At 58.8% G+C, this 21,084-nt stretch carries 20 protein-coding genes; 6 read left to right on the top strand and 14 right to left on the bottom strand.

What is annotated here, in order from left to right; genetic code table 11:
- Window positions 1-10: 10 nt before the first annotated feature.
- Window positions 11-613 (bottom strand): transcriptional regulator BetI, encoded by a 603-nt coding sequence (gene betI, locus GKN89_RS08730; protein ID WP_025159983.1) that lies wholly within the window; start codon window positions 611-613, stop codon window positions 11-13.
- A 400-nt stretch (window positions 614-1,013) separates the two neighbouring features.
- On the opposite strand from betI, the gene GKN89_RS08725 reads away from it, so the two are divergent.
- The gene (locus tag GKN89_RS08725; protein WP_154746793.1) at window positions 1,014-3,053 is read left to right on the top strand and encodes a choline transporter; all 2,040 of its coding nucleotides are present in this window, start codon (window positions 1,014-1,016) and stop codon (window positions 3,051-3,053) included.
- 43 nt (window positions 3,054-3,096) lie between these two features.
- On the opposite strand, the gene GKN89_RS08720 is transcribed toward GKN89_RS08725, so the two are convergent.
- The 4 genes from GKN89_RS08720 to GKN89_RS08705 all read right to left on the bottom strand — a co-directional run bounded on the left by GKN89_RS08720 (window position 3,097) and on the right by GKN89_RS08705 (window position 5,381).
- The gene (locus tag GKN89_RS08720) at window positions 3,097-3,567 is read right to left on the bottom strand and encodes a YkgB family protein (protein ID WP_019454465.1); all 471 of its coding nucleotides are present in this window, start codon (window positions 3,565-3,567) and stop codon (window positions 3,097-3,099) included.
- Between the two features lie 65 nt (window positions 3,568-3,632).
- Window positions 3,633-3,923 (bottom strand): pentapeptide MXKDX repeat protein, encoded by a 291-nt coding sequence (locus GKN89_RS08715; protein WP_019454466.1) that lies wholly within the window; start codon window positions 3,921-3,923, stop codon window positions 3,633-3,635.
- A gap of 59 nt (window positions 3,924-3,982) precedes the next feature.
- Entirely contained in the window at window positions 3,983-4,759 is a 777-nt protein-coding gene (locus GKN89_RS08710) for a molybdopterin-dependent oxidoreductase (RefSeq protein ID WP_019454467.1), read from the bottom strand.
- Between the two features lie 10 nt (window positions 4,760-4,769).
- Window positions 4,770-5,381 (bottom strand): cytochrome b/b6 domain-containing protein, encoded by a 612-nt coding sequence (locus tag GKN89_RS08705; RefSeq protein WP_154746792.1) that lies wholly within the window; start codon window positions 5,379-5,381, stop codon window positions 4,770-4,772.
- A gap of 150 nt (window positions 5,382-5,531) precedes the next feature.
- Between GKN89_RS08705 and GKN89_RS08700 the strand changes: the two genes are divergently transcribed.
- Together GKN89_RS08700 and GKN89_RS08695 are read left to right on the top strand one after the other, a co-directional pair.
- Complete coding sequence (locus tag GKN89_RS08700) at window positions 5,532-6,245, top strand: response regulator transcription factor (protein ID WP_019454469.1); 714 nt, start codon at window positions 5,532-5,534, stop codon at window positions 6,243-6,245.
- Window positions 6,246-6,248: 3 nt separating this feature from the next.
- Window positions 6,249-7,715 (top strand): HAMP domain-containing sensor histidine kinase, encoded by a 1,467-nt coding sequence (locus GKN89_RS08695; RefSeq protein WP_019454470.1) that lies wholly within the window; start codon window positions 6,249-6,251, stop codon window positions 7,713-7,715.
- Here the strand turns inward: GKN89_RS08695 and GKN89_RS08690 are convergent.
- The 7 genes from GKN89_RS08690 to GKN89_RS08660 all read right to left on the bottom strand — a co-directional run bounded on the left by GKN89_RS08690 (window position 7,712) and on the right by GKN89_RS08660 (window position 15,982).
- On the bottom strand, window positions 7,712-8,380 hold the full coding sequence (locus tag GKN89_RS08690) for a fimbria/pilus periplasmic chaperone (protein WP_370520182.1): 669 nt from the start codon (window positions 8,378-8,380) through the stop codon (window positions 7,712-7,714). The genes GKN89_RS08695 and GKN89_RS08690 overlap by 4 nt on opposite strands.
- A gap of 9 nt (window positions 8,381-8,389) precedes the next feature.
- Window positions 8,390-10,027 carry a hypothetical protein gene (locus GKN89_RS08685; protein WP_154746791.1) on the bottom strand — a complete coding sequence of 546 codons (1,638 nt, stop codon included), beginning with the start codon at window positions 10,025-10,027 and terminating at the stop codon, window positions 8,390-8,392.
- Window positions 10,017-12,569, bottom strand: coding sequence for a CS1-pili formation C-terminal domain-containing protein (locus GKN89_RS08680; protein ID WP_154747053.1), 2,553 nt, complete (start codon window positions 12,567-12,569; stop codon window positions 10,017-10,019). Before GKN89_RS08680 ends, GKN89_RS08685 begins: the two co-directional genes overlap by 11 nt.
- Before the next feature lie 17 nt (window positions 12,570-12,586).
- On the bottom strand, window positions 12,587-13,255 hold the full coding sequence (locus tag GKN89_RS08675; RefSeq protein ID WP_154746790.1) for a hypothetical protein: 669 nt from the start codon (window positions 13,253-13,255) through the stop codon (window positions 12,587-12,589).
- Between the two features lie 76 nt (window positions 13,256-13,331).
- Window positions 13,332-13,919 carry a common pilus major fimbrillin subunit EcpA gene (locus GKN89_RS08670; RefSeq protein ID WP_154746789.1) on the bottom strand — a complete coding sequence of 196 codons (588 nt, stop codon included), beginning with the start codon at window positions 13,917-13,919 and terminating at the stop codon, window positions 13,332-13,334.
- A 428-nt stretch (window positions 13,920-14,347) separates the two neighbouring features.
- Window positions 14,348-14,977, bottom strand: a complete 630-nt coding sequence (locus GKN89_RS08665) for a LuxR C-terminal-related transcriptional regulator (protein WP_019454475.1) — start codon at window positions 14,975-14,977, stop codon at window positions 14,348-14,350.
- A 165-nt stretch (window positions 14,978-15,142) separates the two neighbouring features.
- On the bottom strand, window positions 15,143-15,982 hold the full coding sequence (locus GKN89_RS08660) for a winged helix-turn-helix domain-containing protein (RefSeq protein ID WP_154747051.1): 840 nt from the start codon (window positions 15,980-15,982) through the stop codon (window positions 15,143-15,145).
- Between the two features lie 690 nt (window positions 15,983-16,672).
- Between GKN89_RS08660 and GKN89_RS08655 the strand changes: the two genes are divergently transcribed.
- Window positions 16,673-17,203 carry a GNAT family N-acetyltransferase gene (locus GKN89_RS08655; RefSeq protein WP_154746788.1) on the top strand — a complete coding sequence of 177 codons (531 nt, stop codon included), beginning with the start codon at window positions 16,673-16,675 and terminating at the stop codon, window positions 17,201-17,203.
- A gap of 4 nt (window positions 17,204-17,207) precedes the next feature.
- Here the strand turns inward: GKN89_RS08655 and GKN89_RS08650 are convergent, their stop codons facing one another.
- Window positions 17,208-18,080: a LysR family transcriptional regulator gene (locus GKN89_RS08650; RefSeq protein ID WP_019454478.1), complete on the bottom strand. Its 873-nt coding sequence runs from the start codon at window positions 18,078-18,080 to the stop codon at window positions 17,208-17,210.
- A 91-nt stretch (window positions 18,081-18,171) separates the two neighbouring features.
- Here GKN89_RS08650 and GKN89_RS08645 point away from each other — a divergent pair, with 91 nt between their 5' ends.
- The gene (locus tag GKN89_RS08645) at window positions 18,172-19,155 is read left to right on the top strand and encodes a nitrilase family protein (protein WP_019454479.1); all 984 of its coding nucleotides are present in this window, start codon (window positions 18,172-18,174) and stop codon (window positions 19,153-19,155) included.
- Window positions 19,156-19,242: 87 nt separating this feature from the next.
- Here GKN89_RS08645 and ompX read toward each other — a convergent pair whose 3' ends face one another.
- Window positions 19,243-19,761: an outer membrane protein OmpX gene (ompX, locus tag GKN89_RS08640; protein ID WP_019454480.1), complete on the bottom strand. Its 519-nt coding sequence runs from the start codon at window positions 19,759-19,761 to the stop codon at window positions 19,243-19,245.
- A 400-nt stretch (window positions 19,762-20,161) separates the two neighbouring features.
- Here ompX and rhtA point away from each other — a divergent pair, with 400 nt between their 5' ends.
- Window positions 20,162-21,049: a threonine/homoserine exporter RhtA gene (gene rhtA / locus GKN89_RS08635; protein WP_019454481.1), complete on the top strand. Its 888-nt coding sequence runs from the start codon at window positions 20,162-20,164 to the stop codon at window positions 21,047-21,049.
- Window positions 21,050-21,084: the final 35 nt, after the last annotated feature.

Raw genomic sequence — 21,084 nt, 5'->3', positions numbered from 1 at the left:
TCTCCTTGGGTTATCCTCCAGGCGGCGTTTGCCCCCGGAGTTGGAACGTGATGTATTCGGTCGTGAGCGCCAACGCCTGCGCCTGATTGAACGCCGAACCGCGCAGCGCGCTGCGCAGCCACAGTCCGTCGATCAGCGCCGCCAGCCCCTTGGCCGCCAGGCGTGCCTGCGGCTGCGGCATGACGCGGCGAAACTCGGCGCACAGGTTGGAATAGAGCCGGCGGCCGTTCACCTGTTGCAGCCGATTGAGCTGCGGCTGATGCAAACTGCTGGCCCAAAAGGCCAGCCAGGTCTTCATCGCCGCGCTGTTGATCTGGCTGTCGTCGAAGTTGCCGGCGACAATCGCCTGCAGCCGCGCCGCCGGGCTGTGGTCGGTCAGCGCCTGCAAGCGCAGCTTCACCGCCTCGCCCAGATGGCTGATCAGGTAGCGCATCGTGGCTTCCAGCAGGCCGTTCTTATCCTTGAAATAATGGCTGATGATGCCGTTGGAAACGCCGGCCCGCCGCGCGATCTGCGCAATGGTGGCGTCATGCATTCCCACTTCGTTTACCGCGGCGAGCGTGGCATCAATCAACTGCTGCCTTCTGATTGGCTGCATTCCTACCTTTGGCATATTTCGACTCTCACAAAACCGACTTCGGCCTTATCTCAGCGGGCAAATTTCACTGCCGTTTCGCCCGTGATTCAGGTCATCATGCGGACTATTAAACTTTTTTTTGATTGAACGTTCAATAAAAATTGCATATATTTTATTGCCGCCTGGTTAAAAATTTGTACTATCTGGTTGTGGAACTGGCTGATTTTTGTGAGGTAATTAACGAATCTGACCAAAATCAGTGGCTGTAAGCGGTTCCCGCCGCGAAGCGCTCCGGCGCTTCAGCAACAGGCGAAAGCGGCATCACTCAGGCCATCCCCGTGGGGATGGCCGCCGCCTTCATTCGCCCGTTTTCCGGCGGCGCCAACGCGCCCCAGAATGCGGAGCGGCACGATTTTACTCAGTTCAGAGGATGACGATGACAACACGCGAAACCTCCTCCAAACCGCAGCAGGACCGCCTCAACCCTGTGGTTTTCTTCACCTCGGCGGGGCTGATCCTGGCCTTCTCGCTGATGACCATCTTTTTCACCGACTTCTCCGGGCAGTGGATCACCCGCACGCTGAATTGGGTGTCGACCACCTTCGGTTGGTACTACCTGCTGGCGGCGACGCTGTACATCGTGTTCGTGGTGTTTATCGCCGCCTCGCGCTTCGGTTCGATCAAGCTCGGGCCGGAACAGTCCAAACCGGAGTTCAGCCTGATGAGCTGGGCGGCGATGCTGTTCGCCGCCGGCATCGGCATCGATCTGATGTTCTTCTCGGTCGCCGAGCCGGTGACCCAGTACATGATGCCGCCGGAAGGCGACGCGCAAACGCTGGAGGCGGCGCGCCAGGCGATGGTCTGGACGCTGTTCCACTACGGCCTGACCGGCTGGTCGATGTATGCGCTGATGGGCATCGCCCTCGGCTACTTCAGCTATCGCTACAATCTTCCGCTGACCATCCGTTCGGCGCTGTACCCGATCTTCGGTAAACGCATCAACGGCCCGATCGGCCACAGCGTGGACATCGCCGCGGTGCTCGGCACCATCTTCGGCATCGCCACCACGCTGGGTATCGGCGTGGTGCAACTCAACTACGGCCTCAAGGTGCTGTTCGAGATCCCGGAAAACCTGACGGTACAGGGCTCGCTGATCCTGCTGTCGGTGATCATGGCCACCATCTCGGTCACTTCGGGCGTCAACAAGGGCATCCGCATCTTGTCCGAGCTGAACGTGCTGCTGGCGCTGGGCCTGATCCTGTTCGTGCTGTTCTTCGGCGACACCGAGTTCCTGCTCAACGCGCTGGTGCTTAACGTCGGCGATTACGTCAACCGCTTTATGGGCATGACGCTCAACAGCTTCGCCTTCGATCGGCCGGTGGAGTGGATGAACAACTGGACGCTGTTCTTCTGGGCCTGGTGGGTGGCGTGGTCGCCGTTCGTCGGCCTGTTCCTGGCGCGCATCTCGCGTGGGCGCACCATTCGCCAGTTCGTGGTCGGCACGCTGATTATTCCGTTCGTGTTCACCCTGCTGTGGCTGTCTATCTTCGGCAACAGCGCGCTGTATCAGATCATTCACGGCAACGCCGAATTCGCGCAGGAAGTGATGCAGTTCCCGGAGCGCGGCGTCTACAGCCTGCTGGCGCAATATCCCGGCTTCACCTTCAGCGCCTCGGTGGCCACCATCACCGGCCTGCTGTTCTACGTCACCTCGGCGGACTCCGGCTCGCTGGTGTTGGGCAACTTCACTTCGCGGCTGGCCGACATCAATAATGATGCGCCGAACTGGCTGCGGATTTTCTGGTCGGTAGCCATCGGCCTGCTGACCATCGGCATGCTGATGACCGACGGCGTGCCGGCGCTGCAGAAAACCACGGTGATCATGGGCCTGCCGTTCAGTTTCGTGATCTTCTTCGTGATGGCCGGGCTGTATAAATCGCTGCGGGTGGAAGACTACCGCAAGGCCAGCGCGCTCAGCACCCTGGCGCCGGTGCCGGTCTCCAGCCACGACGTGCTCAACTGGAAACAGCGCCTGTCGCGGGTGATGAACTACCCGGGTACTCAGTACACGCAAAAAATGCTGGATAAGGTCTGCCGCCCGGCGATGCAGGACGTGGCGCGCGAGCTGGCGCTGCGCGGCGCGAAGGTGGAGTTCAGCGAAGTGCCGCCGACCGAAGACGAACGCCTGAATCACCTGGAGCTGCTGGTGCACCTGGGCGAAGAACAGAACTTCATCTATCAGATCTGGCCGATGCGTTACTCGGTGCCGGGCTTCACCTACCGCGCCCGTTCCGGCAAGTCGCACTACTACCGGCTGGAGACCTTCCTGATGGAGGGCACCCAGGGCAACGACCTGATGGACTACAGCAAGGAACAGGTGATTGGCGATATCCTCGACCAGTACGAGAAGCACCTGAACTTCTTGCACATTCATCGCGAAGCGCCGGGGGGCACCCTGACCTTCCCGGATATGTGATAACCGGCGATGGAGAGAGGGCGTAGCCAGGCTACGCCCTTTTTTATGCCTGCTCGGCCGGCAAATCGGCTTTCAGCAGCACCAGGGAGCCGGCCAGCAACACCAGATCCTTGATTAAAAAACTGGTGGCCCCAGCCATGGCCGGGAAACCACCGGCGGAAGGCTCCCAGGCGCCCGGCGTGGAAAAGATCAGCGTCAGCGTAGTCAGGTAAGTCACCGTCGAACCGATCGCCCCCAGCAGGCCCAGACGCCGCGACCAGAATCCCGCCAGCAGCAATAAACCGAAGCTCCATTCGGCGACGCCCAGCGCATAGCTGGCGCCGCGAATGCCAAACGCCTGATGCATCCAGCTCAGCAGCGGGCTGTTGCCGATCAGCGGCACCAGCCCCTGCGCCTCGTAATCAAACCACTTGGCGTAGCCGAAAGCGGCGAAGATCACCACCAGCGCCGCGCGCATAAAGATAACGTCCCCGTTCGAGCGCTGAAAGCGCCGCAGCCATGTCGCCTGCATCATCCCCTCTCCTTATGTTGTCCGCGGCCGCAGCGGAACGCCCGCTTCCGGCCGCGGATCGCGGCGGCTTAATGCCCCATCGCGTCCTTTTTCATCTCGTCTTTCTTCATGCCGTCTTTGGCCATACCGTCTTTCGCCATGCCATCCTTTTTCATGGCGTCTTTGGCCATCTTGTCTTTCTTCATGCACTCCTTGCCCATGCAATCTTTCTTCATGCCGTCTTTCGCCATGCCGTCGTGCGACATCTGGCTCATGCCGTCCTTTTTCATCGCGTCTTTGCTCATGCTGTCCGCGGCGTTGGCGCCGGCCACACCCAGCATCAACGCGCTGCACATCATCATTGCGAATAACTTTTTCATGGTATTTCCTTCCGTCATGTCAAAGGCACCGGAGTGCCGGAGAATGGCCGGCGGCCGCCTCAGCTGCCGCCAAACCAGTTGTAACCCTGGTCTTCCCAGTAACCGCCCGGGAAGCGGTTGGTGACCTCGATCACCTGAATGTGTTTCGGATTCTTGTAGCCCAGCTTGGTCGGCATGCGCAGCTTCATCGGGTAGCCATACTTGCGCGGCAAGATCTGGCCGTCATAGGTCAGCGCGATAATCGTCTGCGGATGCAGCGCGGTGGCCATGTCGATGCTGGTGTAGTAGTCGTCGGCGCATTTGAAGCTGACGTAGCGAGCGCTCAGATCCGCGCCGATCGCCTTGAGAAAGGTGGCGAACGGCACGCCGCCCCACTTGCCGATGGCGCTCCAGCCCTCGACGCAGATATGCCGCGTCACCTGGCTCACCTGCGCCATTTGGTGCAGCTGCGGCAGGCTCCAGGCGCGCTTGTCCCGCACCAGCCCGGCCACCTCCAGCCGATAGTCGTCGCCGTTGATATCCGGCGCCTCCTCCTCGGCGTAAAAGGCGTTGAACGGGAACGGCCGGGTGATCATCGATTCCGGGTAGACCGGCGCCAGACGCTCGCCGTTGAACAACCAGCCCTGCACCCGATCGTTGAGACGCGAAATGCGGCTCAGCGCCTGTTCGACATTGGCGTTGTCGCTGAGATCGCAGCCGGTGAGCATGGCGATGCCGCCCAGCGTCAGGCCATTGCGCAGAAAGCGGCGGCGAGACGACGCGGTCAACAAGCGCTGCGCTTCTTTGACGATCGCCTGTCCCTCGCCGATCGTCATGATCGTTTTATCCTTTTCCATCGTGAACTCCTTAACGTCCGCGCAGCATGGCCAGCAGCGTACGGGGCACCAGTGCCACCATCACCAGGTGAATCGCCACGAAGGCCACCAGCGCCGACATGGCGAAAAAGTGGATATAGCGCGCCGCTTCATAGCCGCCGAGCAGCGTGCGCAGCAGGGGAAACTGCACCGACTTCCACAACACCAATCCGGACAACGCGCTCAGCACGCCGATGACCATCACCGACAAATAGGCCACGCGCTGCACCATGTTGTAGTGGCGCAAGTCGGCGTGCTGCAGCCGGCCGCGCAGCGCCGCGCCGAAATCGGCGAGAAACTGCCTCGGGCTGAGCGGCCAATATTTGCGTTTGAAACGCCCGCTGGCCAGGTTGATCAGCAGGTAGCACAACCCGTTGACGCCGAACAGCCACATGCCGGCGAAGTGCCACTGCAACGCGCCGCCCAGCCAGCCGCCAAGCGTCAGCTCGTTGAGAAAGCTGAAGTTGAACAGCGGCGAAGCGTTGTAGATGCGCCAGCCGCTGGTCACCATGATCAGCATCGCCAGCGCATTGAGCCAATGCGTCAACCGCAGCCACAGCGGATGCACGGTCTGGCGTGGTTCCGGGGTGAGAGTGAGATTCATGGCGATTCCTGCCGACTAATGATGCGATGAACCGAGTATTCCCCGGATTTGTTCCCCAAGACCTCACGCAAAGTTAAATAAAATGTGATAACTCCACCGGTGGGGGTTGTGTAGACTTCAGAGAGAATCGGGCAATCAGCGGTAATGAGAATGGAAAAGCCAAAACGCATTTTGATCGTCGAGGACGATGGCGACATCGCCGAACTGCTGCAGCTGCATTTGCGTGACGAGGGTTACGCCATCAGCCACGCCGCCGACGGCAATCAGGGCATGGCGATGCTGGAACAGGGCGGCTGGGACGCTTTGATCCTCGATCTGATGCTGCCGGGCGTAGACGGATTGGAGATTTGCCGCCGGGCGCGCACCATGACGCGCTACACGCCGATCATCATCACCAGCGCGCGCTCCAGCGAGGTGCATCGCGTGCTGGGGCTGGAGCTGGGCGCCGACGACTATCTGGCCAAACCCTTTTCCATGCTGGAGCTGGTGGCGCGGGTCAAGGCGCTGTTTCGCCGCCAGGAGGCGATGAGCCGCAACCTGCGCATGGACGCCGGCGTGCTCAGCTTCAACGATCTGACCATCGACCCTATCGCCCGCGAGGTGCGCCTGCAGCAGCAGCCGATCGAACTGACGCCGCGCGAATTCGACCTGCTGTATTTTTTCGCCCGCCATCCGGGCCAGGTGTTCTCCCGCCTCAGCCTGTTGAATCAGGTCTGGGGCTATCAGCACGAAGGGTATGAGCACACCGTCAACACCCATATCAACCGGCTGCGCATCAAGATCGAGCGCAACCCGGCGGAACCCGAGCGCATCCTCACGGTGTGGGGCATGGGCTATAAATTCGCGGCCACGCCGCAAGAGTGAGCCATGAAAAACCTTACGTTAGCGCCACGCCTTACGCTGATCTTCGCACTGCTGATCGTCATCGGCTGCGCCTTTTCCGGCTGGATGCAGGTGCGCAGCAGCACCCAATACAGTCAGGCGGTGATCCAACGCCTGTCCGGCAGCCTGGCGCAGCACATCGCCGACAGCAACCCGCTGCTGGGGGCGAACGGCCCGGATCCGCAGGCGGTGCACACCCTGTTCGATCAGCTGATGGCGGTGAATCCCAGCGTTGAGGTATACCTGCTCGACAAGCAAGGGGCGATTATCGGCAATGCCGCGCCGGCCGGGCACCTGAAACGGCAGCGGGTCGCGCTGCCGCCGCTGCAGGCGCTGCTCGATGGCGCGCAGATGCCGGTGTATGGCGACGATCCACGCAGCGCGGACGGGCGCAAGGTGTTCAGCGTCGCGCCGCTGAAGGTCGACGGCCGAATCGAAGGCTATCTGTATGTGGTCTTGCTCGGGGAAGACTATACCGCGCTGGCCAGCAACGCCCAGTTCAACTCGGCGGTCAGGATGGCGCTGTGGACCTCCGGGGTGATGGTGCTGTTCAGCCTGCTGGCCGGCGGTTTCGCTTTCTACTGGGTCACGCGCCCCATCCGTCGCCTGACCCGGCAGGTCAATGCGCTGGACAACGGCGGCATTGAGGCGGTGCAGGCCTACGCGGCGCAGCCGGCGACGCCGGCCGGGCGTGACGAGGTCAGCCAGCTGCAACAGGCCTTCCACCGCATGGCGCAGCGCCTTGCCGAACAGTGGCAAACGCTGGCGCAGCAGGATCGGCTGCGGCGTGAATTCATCGCCAACGTCTCGCACGATCTGCGCACCCCGCTCACCTCGCTGCACGGTTATCTGGAAACGCTGTCGGTCAAGGCCGCCACCCTGAGCGAAGCCGATCGGCGGCGCTATCTGGAGATCGCGCTGGCGCAGAGCCGCAAGGTGGGCAAGCTGGCGCAGGAGCTGTTTGAGCTGGCGCGGTTGGAATACGGCGTGGTGAAACCGCAGAAAGAACCCTTCTCCCTCAGCGAACTGCTGCAGGACGTATTCCAGAAATTCGAGCTGGCGGCGGAGGCGCGTAACCAGCGGCTGCACGCCGACATCGCTCCCGGCATTCCGCCGGTGTTCGCCGATCTCAGCATGATTGAGCGGGTGCTGACCAACCTGCTGGACAACGCCATTCGCCATACGCCGCCCGGCGGCGATATCGGCGTGCGGCTGTGGCGGCAGGAAGACCAGGTGATGGTGCAGGTCAGCGACAGCGGCCCCGGCATTCCGCAGGCGTTGCGCGCCGATCTGTTTGTACGCCCGTCGATCATCAGCGGCGCCCGGCGCCCTGCCGGCGGGCTGGGGTTGATGATCGTGCGGCGCATTCTGCAGCTGCACGACAGCGACATTCAGCTGATCGAACAAGCGCCAAACGGTGCCTGCTTCCGCTTCGCCATTCCGCCGCGTTAATCGAGGCAGCTGCGGTCTACGCTGATAAATTTGTCGTTATAGATAATGAATTTCTGTCCCTTCAGCCGAATACCGGGATGGGTCAGCGTATCGCCGGGTCGCAGGTATTCGGTGACGCCCTCTTCATCCGTGCTGTTGCAGCCCGGTTTGAGCAGGAACTTGAAGTAGGTGTTGCCGGTGTTGGTGAGCGTGCCGCGTTGCGCATCGAGCCGATAGGCAAAGTTTATCTGACGCGGGCGCACCACCAGTATGGTGTCCATCACCACGATCGGCTCCAGGTTGACGCCGGCGCCCTGACGCGGCCCCGGCTCGAACAATCGGGTCGGCACTTCGCGAAATGAGACCCGGTAATAACGCTCGCGATTATCCTGCGGCCCGTGATAGAAAAACTTGTAGTACTCCGCCTGCCCGGCCTGCAGCGTCAGCTGACGTGGGGCGAACAGCAGTTCGCCATCCACCGGCCGGCTGCGCGCCTCGCGCTCTCCCGGCCGATCGATGGCGCGAATGCTCACCTGATACAGGCGCGCGCTGCGGTTGTTATTCAACACTCGCTTGGCGGTGAATGAACGGTCCTGATCCATGGCGAACGTCAGGGTGCCGACATTGATCGCGGCGACGGTAAAGGGAAAAGACAGACACAGCAATCCTATCAGCACCCGTTTCACACGCTGTCCTCAATTAATGTTGCGCCAGGTGGCTTCGACATGAATTTCACCGGCGGCGCTGACGTCGCCGTACCAACCGTTGCCGTCGACGGTTCTCAGCGAGATCGGATTATTCATCGGAATGCTGAACGTCACGCGGGTCTTGTTCAGCACCCCCACTTCGCCGGAAATATCATTCCACGGGGTGCTGCTCCAGAGCGCGTTGGTCATGTCGTGCCATTGGCCATCGCAGCCGGCGGCGAAGCTCTGCTGGCCGTTGGTGCTGGTGGTGATGCCGAGGGTAGCGGGGAACGGCACCCGGGTACTGTTATCCGCAGAGGAAAAAAGACAATAGTTCACCCCGTTGATCGCCTGAGTAGGCCCGGTCGCCATCACCCTCACCTGATCGGCGGCGGTTTTGCCGCTGGTGGTCACGAAATAGCCGAACTCCAGCGCCGGTTCCGCCGGGCCGACATACCCTTCACGGTGTGGGCTGTTGTCGTAGTCATCGGAAATAATGCTGATGCTGAAATCGCGCGGTTTGATAATCAGCTGGTTTGAGGTGGAAAACTCATACCACCCCGACTCCGGCGAAGTGGTGTTCTGAAAGCGGAAATTGATCAGATCGCGGGTGCCGCTGTCGGATATCCCCAGCGCGACCATCTGCTTGAAGAAATTGCTGGAGAAGAACACATAGACCGCGTTGCTGCTCTTCAGCTCGTTAAAGGTATAGTAGCTGCCGGTGCCCGAGGTATTTTTCCAGGTGTTGCCGTTCAGACTGAACTGCAGATCGGCGGCATTCACCGCTGAAGACAGCGCCGCATGATTAATCGCCGGAAAAATATGAATCGAGGTATTGCTGACGCTGCCGTCGGTCTGCAAATCGTAGCTGACCATTTTGCACATGATGCCTGAGCGGGCGCCGATGGTCTGGTTCTTGCAATCGGCATTGCCCTCGCCGATGATCGGCACCCCATCGCTGTTGACGAACACTTCCGAGACGGCGTTGGTGTTGATAAAACGCAGGTGCGCCGCCTTGCTGTGCGTGACGGTGCGCTTGTACCAGCTGCCGCTGGCCTGATCCCGACAGCGGCCGCCGGCTGAGGCGTCGTACGCCACTGACGTTTGGCAGCCGTTGATCTGCATGCTGAAAGCTTCGCCCGCCGCCATCTGTTTCAGATACTGATAGAAACTCGGCGACATCATGCCGTGCATCCATTTTGCACCGCCGGTCGTGACCACCGCGCCGTAAAACCCCTTTTCGTCGGTGGCCTGCGGCAGGATCAAACTGGTATCCATATTACAGCCGGCATACCAGTTGATGCAGCGCAAACCGAGGAACGGATTCTTGATCGGCGCATTTTCCAGCCACATGTCATAACGCCAGTTGGCATTCAACCCGGTGTTGTAGCCATTATCCACATACCCCAGGCTTTGCTGATAGATAGTGCCTGAACCGCCGTATTTCAGCCCGGTCCATTTATTGGCGCCGGTCATGCGCGGATCCAGCCCGCCGGCGGGCGTGACGAAAAAGTTGTCGTCGGCGTTGTTTTCCACGAAGACAAATTTCATGACCGCCGCATCCGGCCAGTTGGTCTGGCTGACCGCCGCCTGCAGCGCAGGGGCCATCAGCACCAGCAATAACAACAGCGCAACGTTAGCTCTCATGGTCAAACTCCCCGGATGAAACATTGCCCGCATAGGTTTTCAGCCCGGTGCAGATCACGTCGCCGACCCACACTGCGCCTTGCGCCTTGCTCAGATCCAAATCCACTTCGCATGTCTGATTGCCGCTGTGGGTAAAATCGATAACCGGGAATTTCTTGTCGACATCCATGATAAATTCGCCTTTCTCATCGGTGCGGGTGCGGCCGATATGGTTCTTGATATAGGCGTTGGCCAGCAGCGTGCCGTCCTCCGCCTTGATGCGGCCGAATACCGTCACCATCTGTTTGATCTCCGGCGAGATCACCGCCACGTTGCCCGGATACAAAGTGAGCTTGCTCTTGCGTTTGGTCACGATGTCGAAACTCTCCGCCGAGTTTTTGTTGTTCATCAACTCAACGTCGTACTGGCCGTAAGGCGACAACGGCAGGTAGTTCTTATTGCCGCTCAGTTTCACCATCCGGCCGTCAACCCGTGCGGTCAGCAGACCGTCATTTTCGATGCCGGTGTTGAAGATGATCCCGGCGTTGCCTTCGTTGCGGCCGCTGATGGCGATATCACGCCCTTGCCAGCCTACGCTGCCGCTCGCGGTCAGGCTGCTGTTGACGTAGCCGTCGGCGGAGCTGCTGACGTTGAGCGTGCCGGTGGAATATTTGGTGTCGAAGCGCGCATAGCCGCCGCCGTTGAAGCTATTGTCGCCGCGGGTATCACCGGAAATCGCCCGCGACAGGTTGGCGCCCAGGGTGCGAATCGGCCCGTCCTTGATGTCCTTGCGCGCCGCCAGGTTGGCGGTGGTGTAGCCGTTCTGGTTGGAGACGCCCGCGCTGAGCCAGTTGCCCATCGGCAGTGAAAAATCGAGCGCGATGTATTTGCCGGTATTGGCGTTGCTGCTGCCGTTGTTGTAGCGCTGCACGCCCGCACGCACGCCCAGCGTGCCGAAACGGCCGGTAAAGATATTCTGGTAATAGTCGGCGTTGTAATAGTGGCTGTCGTTCTTTTTATCGTCGTTGTAGCTGACGCTCAGGGTGCCCAGCGGAGACCACAGCGCCCCCAGATTGAGGCTGCCGCCAACGGCGCGGTTATAGGCGTCATTTTGCAACAGACGATCGCCAATCTGCGTTTTCTCCTGGTTGACCCACAGGCTGCTGAAACCGCCGGGCAACGCGGCGCTGACGCTGTTGATCAGGCTCCAGGAGCGATCGGAGGCCGCCATATTTTGCAGGTTGAACTGAATCGACTCGGTCACCGGCAGGCTGATACGGCTCTCGCCGACGGCGTTGCCGTCAAACGAGTACCCCGACAGCGCCCAATTCAGCGTTTGCAGATTGCCGGTCGCCGAAGCGCCAAGCAAATAAGAATCCTTTGCCGGGCGGTGGCGTTCCCGCTCGCCACGCCAGTCGTCCATGCGCAGCATCCCGCCCCAGAATTGCCAGGCCAGCGGCGCATTGACGCCGCGGTTGGGGCTGAACAGTTTATTCACTCGCTGCATGCGTTTATCCACGACTTTGCCGTTGACCACCACCTCCACTTCGACGTCATAAATGCCGTAGGGCAGGCTGCCGGTGTCCACTTCATGGTTGCCCATGGCGAAGTTCTGCACGCTGAGCAGCCGTCCGTCGCGCGACAGATGCACTTCGCCGGCCGATGGGAAAAACACCACGATCGGCGTCAACGATTGGGTGTTATCGAATACCGTCGAATTGGCGCGGTTACCGTATGACAGACCATAAATCTTGCTCGAGTTGAGCGTCGTGACCGGCCCCAGCGACTGCAGGTTCCAACTGTCCAGCATGCCGGCGGCGAAACGGCGGCCGGCGAAATCGCGCTCGTACATCGCTTTGTACAGCGTGGCGTTTTCATCGCCGCTGCCGATGCCGTAGATTGAACCGTTCAACTCCACGTGGTGTTCACGCAGCGCAGTGACGCTGTTGAGCGATAAATAGCTGGAGGTATTGCCTTCACTGGCGCGGGCGCGGTTGTCGTAGACCCCCAGGTTATAATCCAGCGTGCTGCTCACGGCATCTACGCTGGACGCGCCGATATCGCTGGAGCGGCTGCGCAGTACCGTTCCCAAGGCGGATTCCTTGACCACCAGCTGCAGGTTGAGCTGCCGGAAATCCAGCGCCAGCCAGGCGTCGTCCGCGACCCGGATATGCTGCCGGCGATCGAATGGCGCATCCTGCAAAGCCTGCAGCTGAGCGGCAATCGCCGCCGTCAGCCGGGCGCCGTCGTCGTTATCCTCCAGCGTCACCCGACGAATCTTTAGGCTGTCCTGATCCAGGTAGAGAAAGGCGTGGCCGATGCGGCTGTCATCTTTGACGCCATCGCTCTTTTCATAATGCAGCAACAACGGAATGCTCATCCCCTCGCGCAACGCCAGGCTGAAGGTTTGCGGGATCAGCACGCCGTTAATCTGCGTCAAGCCGGCCGCCATCGCCATACGGCCAGGCAACAGCGTCGGGAGCGCCAGCACACCGGCAGCCAAAAGCGTTTTCAACAGCACAGCGTTCACATGCCACTCCTTGCGTGATTGTTTTGCATCCATCGTGGATAACGCGCGCATTACTTCACCGGGATAAACTGTTCGCCGTGCCACAGCGCGACACGCCCTTTTTTATCGTTGACGTCAACCTTGCTGAAGGCGCGATCCTTCCCCGGCATCACGAAATAGTTTTCCTTGCAGTCGCTGCCGTCCTGCTTGTTCCTGCAATTGCCGTAGGCCACCACTTTGAACGTGGCATTGCCGGTGTTTTTGATCCGCCCATTGGCGAACTGATAGGCGAAGCGATCCTGCCGGGGCGCCACCACCAAAATGGTGCCGATGCGCGCCGACGTGGTGGCCACGGCATTGCGCCGAGCCGAATTTTGCCCCGCCTCGCTCAGCGCCTGATCAAACCAGATGATGCGGTAATAGCGCTCCTGCGCGTCGTTCGGCCCTTTGTAGTAAAAGCGGATCACATCGCTGGCGTTGGCCGGCAAGATCAGGCTGGCGGGCGACAGCAGCATTTCATCCCGGCTGCTCATCGGGATCACCGTACCGGAGGCCAGGGGGCTGGAAATGCGTTCGATGCTGACGTTGACCAGCCGGCCGCTGTCGGTGGTGTTTTTGATTTCCTTACTCAGACGCGCGCTGTCGCCCGGCATGAAGGAGCTGATCTCACCCACATCGAGAGCCAAAGCCGGCTGCAGCAGCATTAACATCAGGGTGACGGCGAGAGAAAAGCGTGTCATTGCGGTATTCCACTGGCGTTGATGGGCGATAAATAGCAGGAGGTCTCCCCCCTGCCAGATGCAGATCGTTCGGGGATTAGGAAGTCCAGGTCGCGTTGAATTCGACGCTGACATCGCCGCTCCAGATACCTTCCGGCAGCGTGCTGAAATCCGTGACGGCGGTGGTGCCGTTTGACGTCGCGCCGATGATGCTGAAGGTGAACTGATCCTGCGCGCTGGTGCGGCCGGCCTGGTTGTAGGCGTTGGACAAGGCGCTCAGATTGCCGCCCAAAATACCGGCGGTGGTGTCGATCAGGGTGGTTTCAGACGTTTTCCCGACCACCGCACCGTTATAGTTCACCCCGACTTCCAAAGTAGAACCGGAAGTATCCAGCTGAGTCAGCGTATTGGAGACCAGTTTTGAGGTCAGTTTGAAAGCGGTTGCCGTGGTATCGCCTTCCACGGTGACGTCAAACAGGCCTTTCTGGCTGTTGAAACCCTTAATGCCTTCTGCATAGTTGAAGGCCAGGCTGCCAATCGGCGTCACGACCAGTTTGCTGGTGGTGTCTTTCTTGGCGGTTGCAGACCAGGTTGCCAGCGCCTGAGCGGTAACGTCGGCGGCTTGTGCAGTGCTGACCGCTGCAAAGGCGGAAACGATCGCCAGAGCCAGTGTCATTTTCTTCATGGTGTAACTCCCTTCAATGTTGAATATGTTTTCTTTCTTTCGTCCATTCTCAGCCAGCCGTTTGCATCACTGCGTTTAGCCAGTCTGCTTGACGCCACAAGAATATCCCCAGTCGATCAAAAAAGAATCATTAACTATTAAAGTTCAAATATTTAGATTTAAATTCCATAATTAATGTTTTATCTCCCCGTAAATCACATTAAAAAGCGGGTTAAGCATTTGATGAAAGCACAATCACATTGTGGTTTAACCCCATCAGGCGGCGATTATTTAGCCATTTGGCAGCCCTGTCCCTCACTCCCATACCCGCGCAGAATTTCAGCGCCGGCGTTATTCGTTGGGAGGGAAGATTGATGAGATTCACACAGGGGGGGCAGCAGCCAATCAAGATCGGCCGCCGTAGAGAAAAGGAGGCTTTTCGCCACGTTTCAGGAAGGGTATCGGGTTCTCAAGGTAAGAATTAGCCGCATAAAGCCGGCCTGATTGAGACCCAACTTTCGCATAATATTCAGTTTATGGGAGCTTATGGTTTTGTAACTTCGCCGGGTCACATTGGCGATGCTTCTTGGAGAAGCACCGGCAGCCATCATGGCTAAAACGCGCCATTCGCTGTCAGATAATGCGGTGGCCGAATGCGTCAACCGGGCGCGAATATGTGGGGAAAGATAGCCGGAGAACTCACCGGCAGCCGCAATGGCGTCACTCAGACAATGCAAAGGATCATCCTTTGCCACGATAGCTATGCGCGCATCCGTCGCCAACAACGCTAATATGCCGGGGTGTTCTACAGCGGTGAAAATCACCAGGGGAATTTCCGGCCAGACATTTTTTGCCGTCAGAACGAACCGTAATACATCATACAAATATTCGCTATGATGATATAACTCCATAATTAGCGCATGAGGCTTTCCCTCTTTCAATGCCCTCTCCAGCGCCGTCAAAGTATCGATAAAATACCTGTCGCTTGATCGGGTAACGAGAAATGCTTTCATTCCTCTTCTCACTAAAAAGCTGGGTTCAAAGAATAGCAACGCATCACCGAAATCGGCTTTAACCATACATAATCACCATAATTAGGTAGTAAGCGGTAGAAAAAAGGAAATACCTCTCGATAAACGCCACACGGCGACTCGCCAAATGAAATCAAACGTTCTATTTCAACGCTGTAATATTTTTGTCATATTCGTCGCCCTTTCAATCGCGTTGAGCAATGGCTTCAATGGTCAATTAATAAACTCGGCATTGTCGCTTTCCAAACCGGAACAGATCTCCATCTTATGTTCACGCAAGATCTTGCAGCGCAGCAGGAATAAACGGGAGATGCCGGAAATGTAAGCCCTGACCTGATTGCTGCGCACTACCAGCAAAAACTCATCGCCGCTGCATTCTCCCGTTTGGTGCGCGGCGTAAGCCAGAATGTCCCGATTCAGGCTGGCGCTGACCGAGCTTGAGGCATCAGGCAGCGACATGAACACCTTACAATTGCCCGACTTTCCCAGGTAGCTCTCCTGCCGGGCCCCCGAACCGCTGAAATAGGTCGTCATCGCAATAGCCATGAAAAGCCCCCCCAGAACCAACGCGCTGAGCATCAGCCACCAGCGGCGGGAATAACCAGGTTGAGAGGCGGCCCCATTGATGACGGTTTCGGGCGGCGGATTTACCGCCGCTTCAGGCGCAGATCCCGGCAACATCGCGGCAGGCTCTGCGTCGTTAATATCTTCCGCGTCTTCATAAGACTCGATGGTAATCTCATCACGCAACATAAAACCCACTTTAGGGACCGTAACAATGACCTCATCCTCAACGCCAAGATTTTTAATCACCCGCCGCAATTTGCTGACGCATTGATTAAGATTATTATTGCTGGAAACCATGCCGTAATCGTCCCAGACCTTCTTGAATATCAGTTCACGCCCTACGGCTTCGCCATGGTGGGCAATCAACAGCAGCAGCAACCGTTTGGAAGGACTGGATATGGATATGGGATCGTCAGAAAAATCTGTTGGACTAAGGGTTCTGGTGTCTGCGTCAAAGAGAATATGGTCATTAAATCTATATTTCATTTTATTCACATGTTTTCACTATAGCGATCATTTATAGTTTGGCGTCAAATGTTAATGAAATATTAAATAAATATTTAATCAGGTAATTCGCGAAAATACCCAAGTACAGGCAAGAAAAACCACTCAATTAACGCCACGAAATACGCTTTTTCACCTCACCATCGTTTATATAGGATTTTTCTTGCAAACCATAACCAAAGGTTAACCAATCACCACATCCATTGATATATTGACGCGCCAAAAACCATAAAGTTAGTTTTTTGTATCGCAAATTATCAATTTTAAGGAAAATCATCTCAAAAAAAGACCGCCGAACTAAATTTTAATAAAAAAATAATAACAAGTGAATGTTGAGCATAATCACATACTGCAGGCCACCCGCATTAGCCTGATGAATTGACGCGCTCGTCACGACGTAAATGTTAAAATTTAGGTTCAGCCAGGGTTGATGGCAAATAATAATGAAAGGGAAAACTTACGAATATCGGCAATGCCTGTCCGCCATATTATTAGCGACGCGAGCCTGAGACACCGTTGTTTGGATTCGTCGCGCGCCGTTGGCCGCTGACGCCCCAACTCGGCCTGGGCGGCTTCCGGTTCATCCGGCGGTGGTGGCTGGCGGCGTGATTTCTCTGGCATACTGAACGCCGTTGTTTTTCATCGCCTTTCACCCCGTGCAGGAGCAGCAACATGACCGTAATCAACACCGCGCCGACGCTTGTCACCGAACGCCTGAGGCTGGACGCGCACACGCTGGACGACTTCGACTCGCTGGCCGCGCTGTGGGCCGATCCGCAGGTCGTGCGCTATATCGGCGGCACGCCGCGCGACCGGGAAGACTCCTGGGGACGTCTGATGCGCTACGTCGGCCACTGGGCATTGTTAGGCTACGGATATTGGGCGGTGCGCGATAAGCAGAGCGGCGAGTACCTCGGCAGCATCGGCTTCTCCAACTTCCTGCGCGACATCGCCCCGGCGCTCGACGCGCCGGAGATGGGCTGGACGCTGGTGACCTCGGCGCACGGCAAAGGCTACGCCACCGAGGCGCTGCGGGCGGCGCTGGCCTGGGGTAAAACGCACCTGCCGGGGGAGAAAACCGTCTGCATCATCTCGCCTGACAACCAGGCTTCGCTGGCGCTGGCGAGAAAGGTCGGCTTCAGCGAAAGCCACCGCAGCGAGTACCATCAAAGCCCGATCGTGGTGATGCATTGTCCGCTTTGAATGCCTAAGCGCGTTGTACCGCCAGCGCCGTCTGCACGAAGTTATCCCGCAGCGCATCGGCGCGCTGCGGATCCCAGGCGATACCGACCTGCCACTCCGTTTCCTCGCCGCTCAGCGCTAAAATATCGATGCCGGCCGGCGCGATATGCGTGATGCTGTGCGGCAGCAGCGCGACGCCGACGCCGGCGGCGACCAACGCCAGCAGCGTCTGGATATCGCCTGCTTGCTGTACCACGTTCGGCGTCAGGCGGTGAGCGGCGATAAACCGCAGCGACTGATCGCTCAATCCGCGCCCGCGTTTAGGGGTCAACTGCAACAGCGGCAGCTGATTGAAACGCGCCATCAGATCGTCGGCTCGCAGCGCCAGCGCGCCCGGCGCGGCCAGCACCAACCGGTCACAGAGCAACGCCACGCCGCACAGCGGCGTATTGACCGGCAAGCGCACGAATCCCGCCTGCAACTCCCCCTGCAGCAGCAGCTGATACTGCCGCTCCGACGGCATGTCCTCCAGGCCGATGGCCACCTCGGGAAAGCGTTGGCGGAAAGCGGCCACCAGCTGCGGCGCCAGATGAAAGCTGGAGAGGCCAAACCCCAGCGCCAGCCGCCCCGCCTCTCCTGACGCCACCTTTCGCGCGCGCCGCTGAAACTGCTGGTACTGCTCCACCAGCGCCTGCGCCTCCGGGTAAAGCCGCTGCCCGCCGGCGGTGAGCACCGCCCCCTGCCGGCCACGCTCGAACAACCGAACGTCGAGCTGGGTTTCCAGCGCCTGAATTTGCTTGCTCAGCGCCGGTTGGCTGATGCACAGCTGGCTCGCCGCCTGGCGATAGTTGCCCTGTTCGGCCAGCGCCACCAGGGCGCGTAGTTGTTTTATATCCATTCCATCAAGTTATCGAATAGGGAATTTAATTGATTATACAGTAATCAATCTGCCTGCTGTAATCAACGCAGACCCCAACCGGAGAGAGACCATGACCCCTTCATTACGCGCCGCCACGGTGCAATTCCAGCATCGCGCCAACGATAAGAATTACAACCTGTCGATCATCGAGCGCTTTATCGCCCAGGCGGCCGAGCAGCAGATACAGCTGCTGGCCTTCCCGGAAATGTGCATCACCGGCTATTGGCACGTGCGCCATCTGTCCGACGCCGAAGTGCGGGCGCTGGCGGAACCGATGGCGAGCAGCCCTTCGCTGGCGCGCATTCGCCCGCTGGCGGAGCGTTACAACATGGCGATTGGCGTCGGACTGATCGAGCTGGGCGACGACGGCCGCTGTTACAACGCCTACGCCGTTTGCCTGCCGGACGGCGAACTGCACGTGCACCGCAAGCTGCACGCCTTCGAGCACCCGGCCATCGCCAGCGGCGACCGCTATACGGTGTTCGATACGCCCTGGGGCGTGCGCGTGGGCGTGTTGATCTGCTGGGACAATAATCTGGTGGAGAATGTGCGCGCAACGGCGCTGCTGGGAGCGGAGGTGCTGATCGCCCCGCACCAGACCGGTGGCACCCACTCGCGTAGCCCGCACGGCATGAAGCCGATCCCGCAGGCGCTGTGGCAGCGGCGCGCGGAAGATCCGCAGGCGATCGAAGCCGCTTTTCGCGGCGAACACGGCCGCGGCTGGCTGATGCGCTGGCTACCGGCGCGCGCTCACGACAATGGCGTGTTTTTGCTGTTCAGCAACGGCGTGGGCCGCGATGATGATGAGATACGCACCGGCAACGCCATGATCCTCGATCCTTACGGCCGCATCGTGGCAGAGACCTGGGCGGCGGAAGACCGGATGGTCAGCGCAGAACTCGATCTGACATTGATCCCGCTCAGCACCGGTCGCCGCTGGATTTACGGACGACGCCCCGAGCTGTATGGATTATTGACCGAGCCGCAGGGCTACGAGCGCGATGCCCGCAGCGCACGGTTCTCGACGCAACCGACGGAGCGCGGCGGCAAGTAACAGATAAAAAAAATCCGCCCGGAGGCGGATTTTTTATCGAGTGCGGCAAAACTTGCCGCAGGTTCATGCCCGCAGGCACGAACACACTTAGAAGCGGTAGCCTACGCCAACGTTCCAGGTGCCAACGTCAACGCTGCGAATGCGGTTCTGCTCGTAACCAACATCCAGGGCAACGTTCTCGATTGGGTTGAACTGCAGACCGGCACCGTAGGTGAAGCCGTAGTCAGCGGTGTCGTGACGAGAAGTGCCGTTCTGAGCGTTGGTAGTGAATTTACCGTAACCCAGGCCAACCAGACCGTAGATGCTCGCCCAGTCATTGATGCGGTATGCTGGACCGGCAGAGATAGAGTTGTACTGAGCTTTGTTGTAGAAACCGTCCTGAGAACCGTCCTTTTCCAGGTGGGTAAAGGAACCGATTACGCCCAGTGGGTTGTTGTCGAACTCGTAACGGTATTTCAGGTTGAAACCGTCGGCCTTGTTAGCAACGCCTTGGAAATCACCCTGCGCATAGCCAGCGGATACGGTGCTCTGACCAGCGAATGCGGTACCTGCGCTAACTGCTAATACGCAAGCTGCTACTGCGGAAAGACATGCAATTTTTTTCATAACCACCTCAAACGCGTTTTATTATTAAGTACATCCATTTGTTCATGCTTTGAAAATATAACAAAAATTAGCGTGAAACTCTGCCTTGAAATGAGTGTCTAATGCTTTATATCGTGTAACAGAAGATTTCAAGAACAGTGTATCCTCTTCTTTTCGCTCTATTTTCGGCCGTATTCTACGGCTTTCTGTGACAAAAATCACCTATTTAATATCCAGATAATTCTTAAGAAAAAGCGCACTTTTTGACCAAATTCGCCACATCTCATCCGAGGATCGGCGGATTTCACCGCGATACGCGCTTTTCTCAGACAGATTTTCGTCATTTCATTTACACTGCTCACATCCCCGTTTCGACCGTTTTCTCAAGGCTGAGGAACGGCGCATAAAAGGCCCGTTAAGGATGTCGTTATCTACTTCCGGCAGAGCGCCCTCCGCGCTGCTGCCTATCTGTTTATTAATCATCGCCATGGTGTCGATCCAGAGCGGCGCCTCGTTGGCCAAAAGCCTGTTCCCGATCGTGGGCGCGGAAGGCATCACCACGCTGCGTCTTTTCCTCGGCACCCTGATTTTGTTCATTATCTTCCGCCCGTGGCGCATGCGCATCACCGCCGGCAGCCGCTTGCCGCTGCTGATCTACGGCCTGTCGCTCGGCGCGATGAACTACTTGTTCTATCTGTCGTTGCGCACGGTGCCGCTCGGCATCGCCGTGGCGCTGGAGTTCACCGGCCCGCTGGCGGTGGCCATGTTTTCGTCGCGGCGACCGATCGACTTCCTGTGGGTGGCACTGGCGATCGCCGGGCTGTGGTTCCTGCTGCCGCTCGGCCACGGCGTGGCCGGGATCGATCCGTTCGGCGCCGCCTGCGCGCTCGGGGCCGGCGCCTGCTGGGCGGTCTATATTATCTTCGGTCAGAAGGCCGGCGGCGATCACGGCCCCGGCACGGTGGCGCTCGGCTCGCTGATCGCCGCGCTGGTGTTCTGCCCGATCGGCGCGTGGCAAACCGGCGCCGCACTGTTCAACATCGATATTCTGCCGGTGGCGCTGGCGGTGGCGGTTCTCTCCACCGCGCTGCCTTACTCGCTGGAGATTATCGCCCTGCCCAAAATCCCGGCGCGCACCTTCGGCACCCTGATGAGCCTGGAACCGGCGATGGCGGCGCTGTCCGGCATGCTGTTCCTCGGCGAACACCTGAGTGGCGTGCAATGGCTGGCGCTGGCGGCCATCATCGCCGCCTCCATGGGCTCCACCCTGACCATCCGTCCCAAACCACGCCTCGAAAGCCTTTCCTGAGCGCCTGCTCGCCTGCATACCGCAACGCCGGGAAT

Source organism: Serratia sp. YC16, from assembly GCF_009707615.1.
Lineage (GTDB): Bacteria > Pseudomonadota > Gammaproteobacteria > Enterobacterales > Enterobacteriaceae > Serratia > Serratia surfactantfaciens.
Note: the sequence above shows the minus strand (reverse complement) of the source record. Positions and strands in the feature narration are given on the sequence as shown.

Coding starts and splice junctions, on each gene's coding strand:
- GKN89_RS08705 (WP_154746792.1), bottom strand. CDS start 5,381: ATGAATCTCACTCTCACCCCGGAACCACGCCAGACCGTGCATCCGCTG.
- GKN89_RS08680 (WP_154747053.1), bottom strand. CDS start 12,569: ATGGATGCAAAACAATCACGCAAGGAGTGGCATGTGAACGCTGTGCTG.
- GKN89_RS08710 (WP_019454467.1), bottom strand. CDS start 4,759: ATGGAAAAGGATAAAACGATCATGACGATCGGCGAGGGACAGGCGATC.
- GKN89_RS08665 (WP_019454475.1), bottom strand. CDS start 14,977: ATGGTTAAAGCCGATTTCGGTGATGCGTTGCTATTCTTTGAACCCAGC.
- GKN89_RS08650 (WP_019454478.1), bottom strand. CDS start 18,080: ATGGATATAAAACAACTACGCGCCCTGGTGGCGCTGGCCGAACAGGGC.
- GKN89_RS08645 (WP_019454479.1), top strand. CDS start 18,172: ATGACCCCTTCATTACGCGCCGCCACGGTGCAATTCCAGCATCGCGCC.
- rhtA (WP_019454481.1), top strand. CDS start 20,162: ATGTCGTTATCTACTTCCGGCAGAGCGCCCTCCGCGCTGCTGCCTATC.
- GKN89_RS08670 (WP_154746789.1), bottom strand. CDS start 13,919: ATGAAGAAAATGACACTGGCTCTGGCGATCGTTTCCGCCTTTGCAGCG.
- GKN89_RS08720 (WP_019454465.1), bottom strand. CDS start 3,567: ATGATGCAGGCGACATGGCTGCGGCGCTTTCAGCGCTCGAACGGGGAC.
- GKN89_RS08715 (WP_019454466.1), bottom strand. CDS start 3,923: ATGAAAAAGTTATTCGCAATGATGATGTGCAGCGCGTTGATGCTGGGT.
- GKN89_RS08695 (WP_019454470.1), top strand. CDS start 6,249: ATGAAAAACCTTACGTTAGCGCCACGCCTTACGCTGATCTTCGCACTG.
- GKN89_RS08685 (WP_154746791.1), bottom strand. CDS start 10,027: ATGAGAGCTAACGTTGCGCTGTTGTTATTGCTGGTGCTGATGGCCCCT.
- betI (WP_025159983.1), bottom strand. CDS start 613: ATGCCAAAGGTAGGAATGCAGCCAATCAGAAGGCAGCAGTTGATTGAT.
- GKN89_RS08675 (WP_154746790.1), bottom strand. CDS start 13,255: ATGACACGCTTTTCTCTCGCCGTCACCCTGATGTTAATGCTGCTGCAG.
- GKN89_RS08655 (WP_154746788.1), top strand. CDS start 16,673: ATGACCGTAATCAACACCGCGCCGACGCTTGTCACCGAACGCCTGAGG.
- GKN89_RS08700 (WP_019454469.1), top strand. CDS start 5,532: ATGGAAAAGCCAAAACGCATTTTGATCGTCGAGGACGATGGCGACATC.
- ompX (WP_019454480.1), bottom strand. CDS start 19,761: ATGAAAAAAATTGCATGTCTTTCCGCAGTAGCAGCTTGCGTATTAGCA.
- GKN89_RS08660 (WP_154747051.1), bottom strand. CDS start 15,982: ATGAAATATAGATTTAATGACCATATTCTCTTTGACGCAGACACCAGA.
- GKN89_RS08725 (WP_154746793.1), top strand. CDS start 1,014: ATGACAACACGCGAAACCTCCTCCAAACCGCAGCAGGACCGCCTCAAC.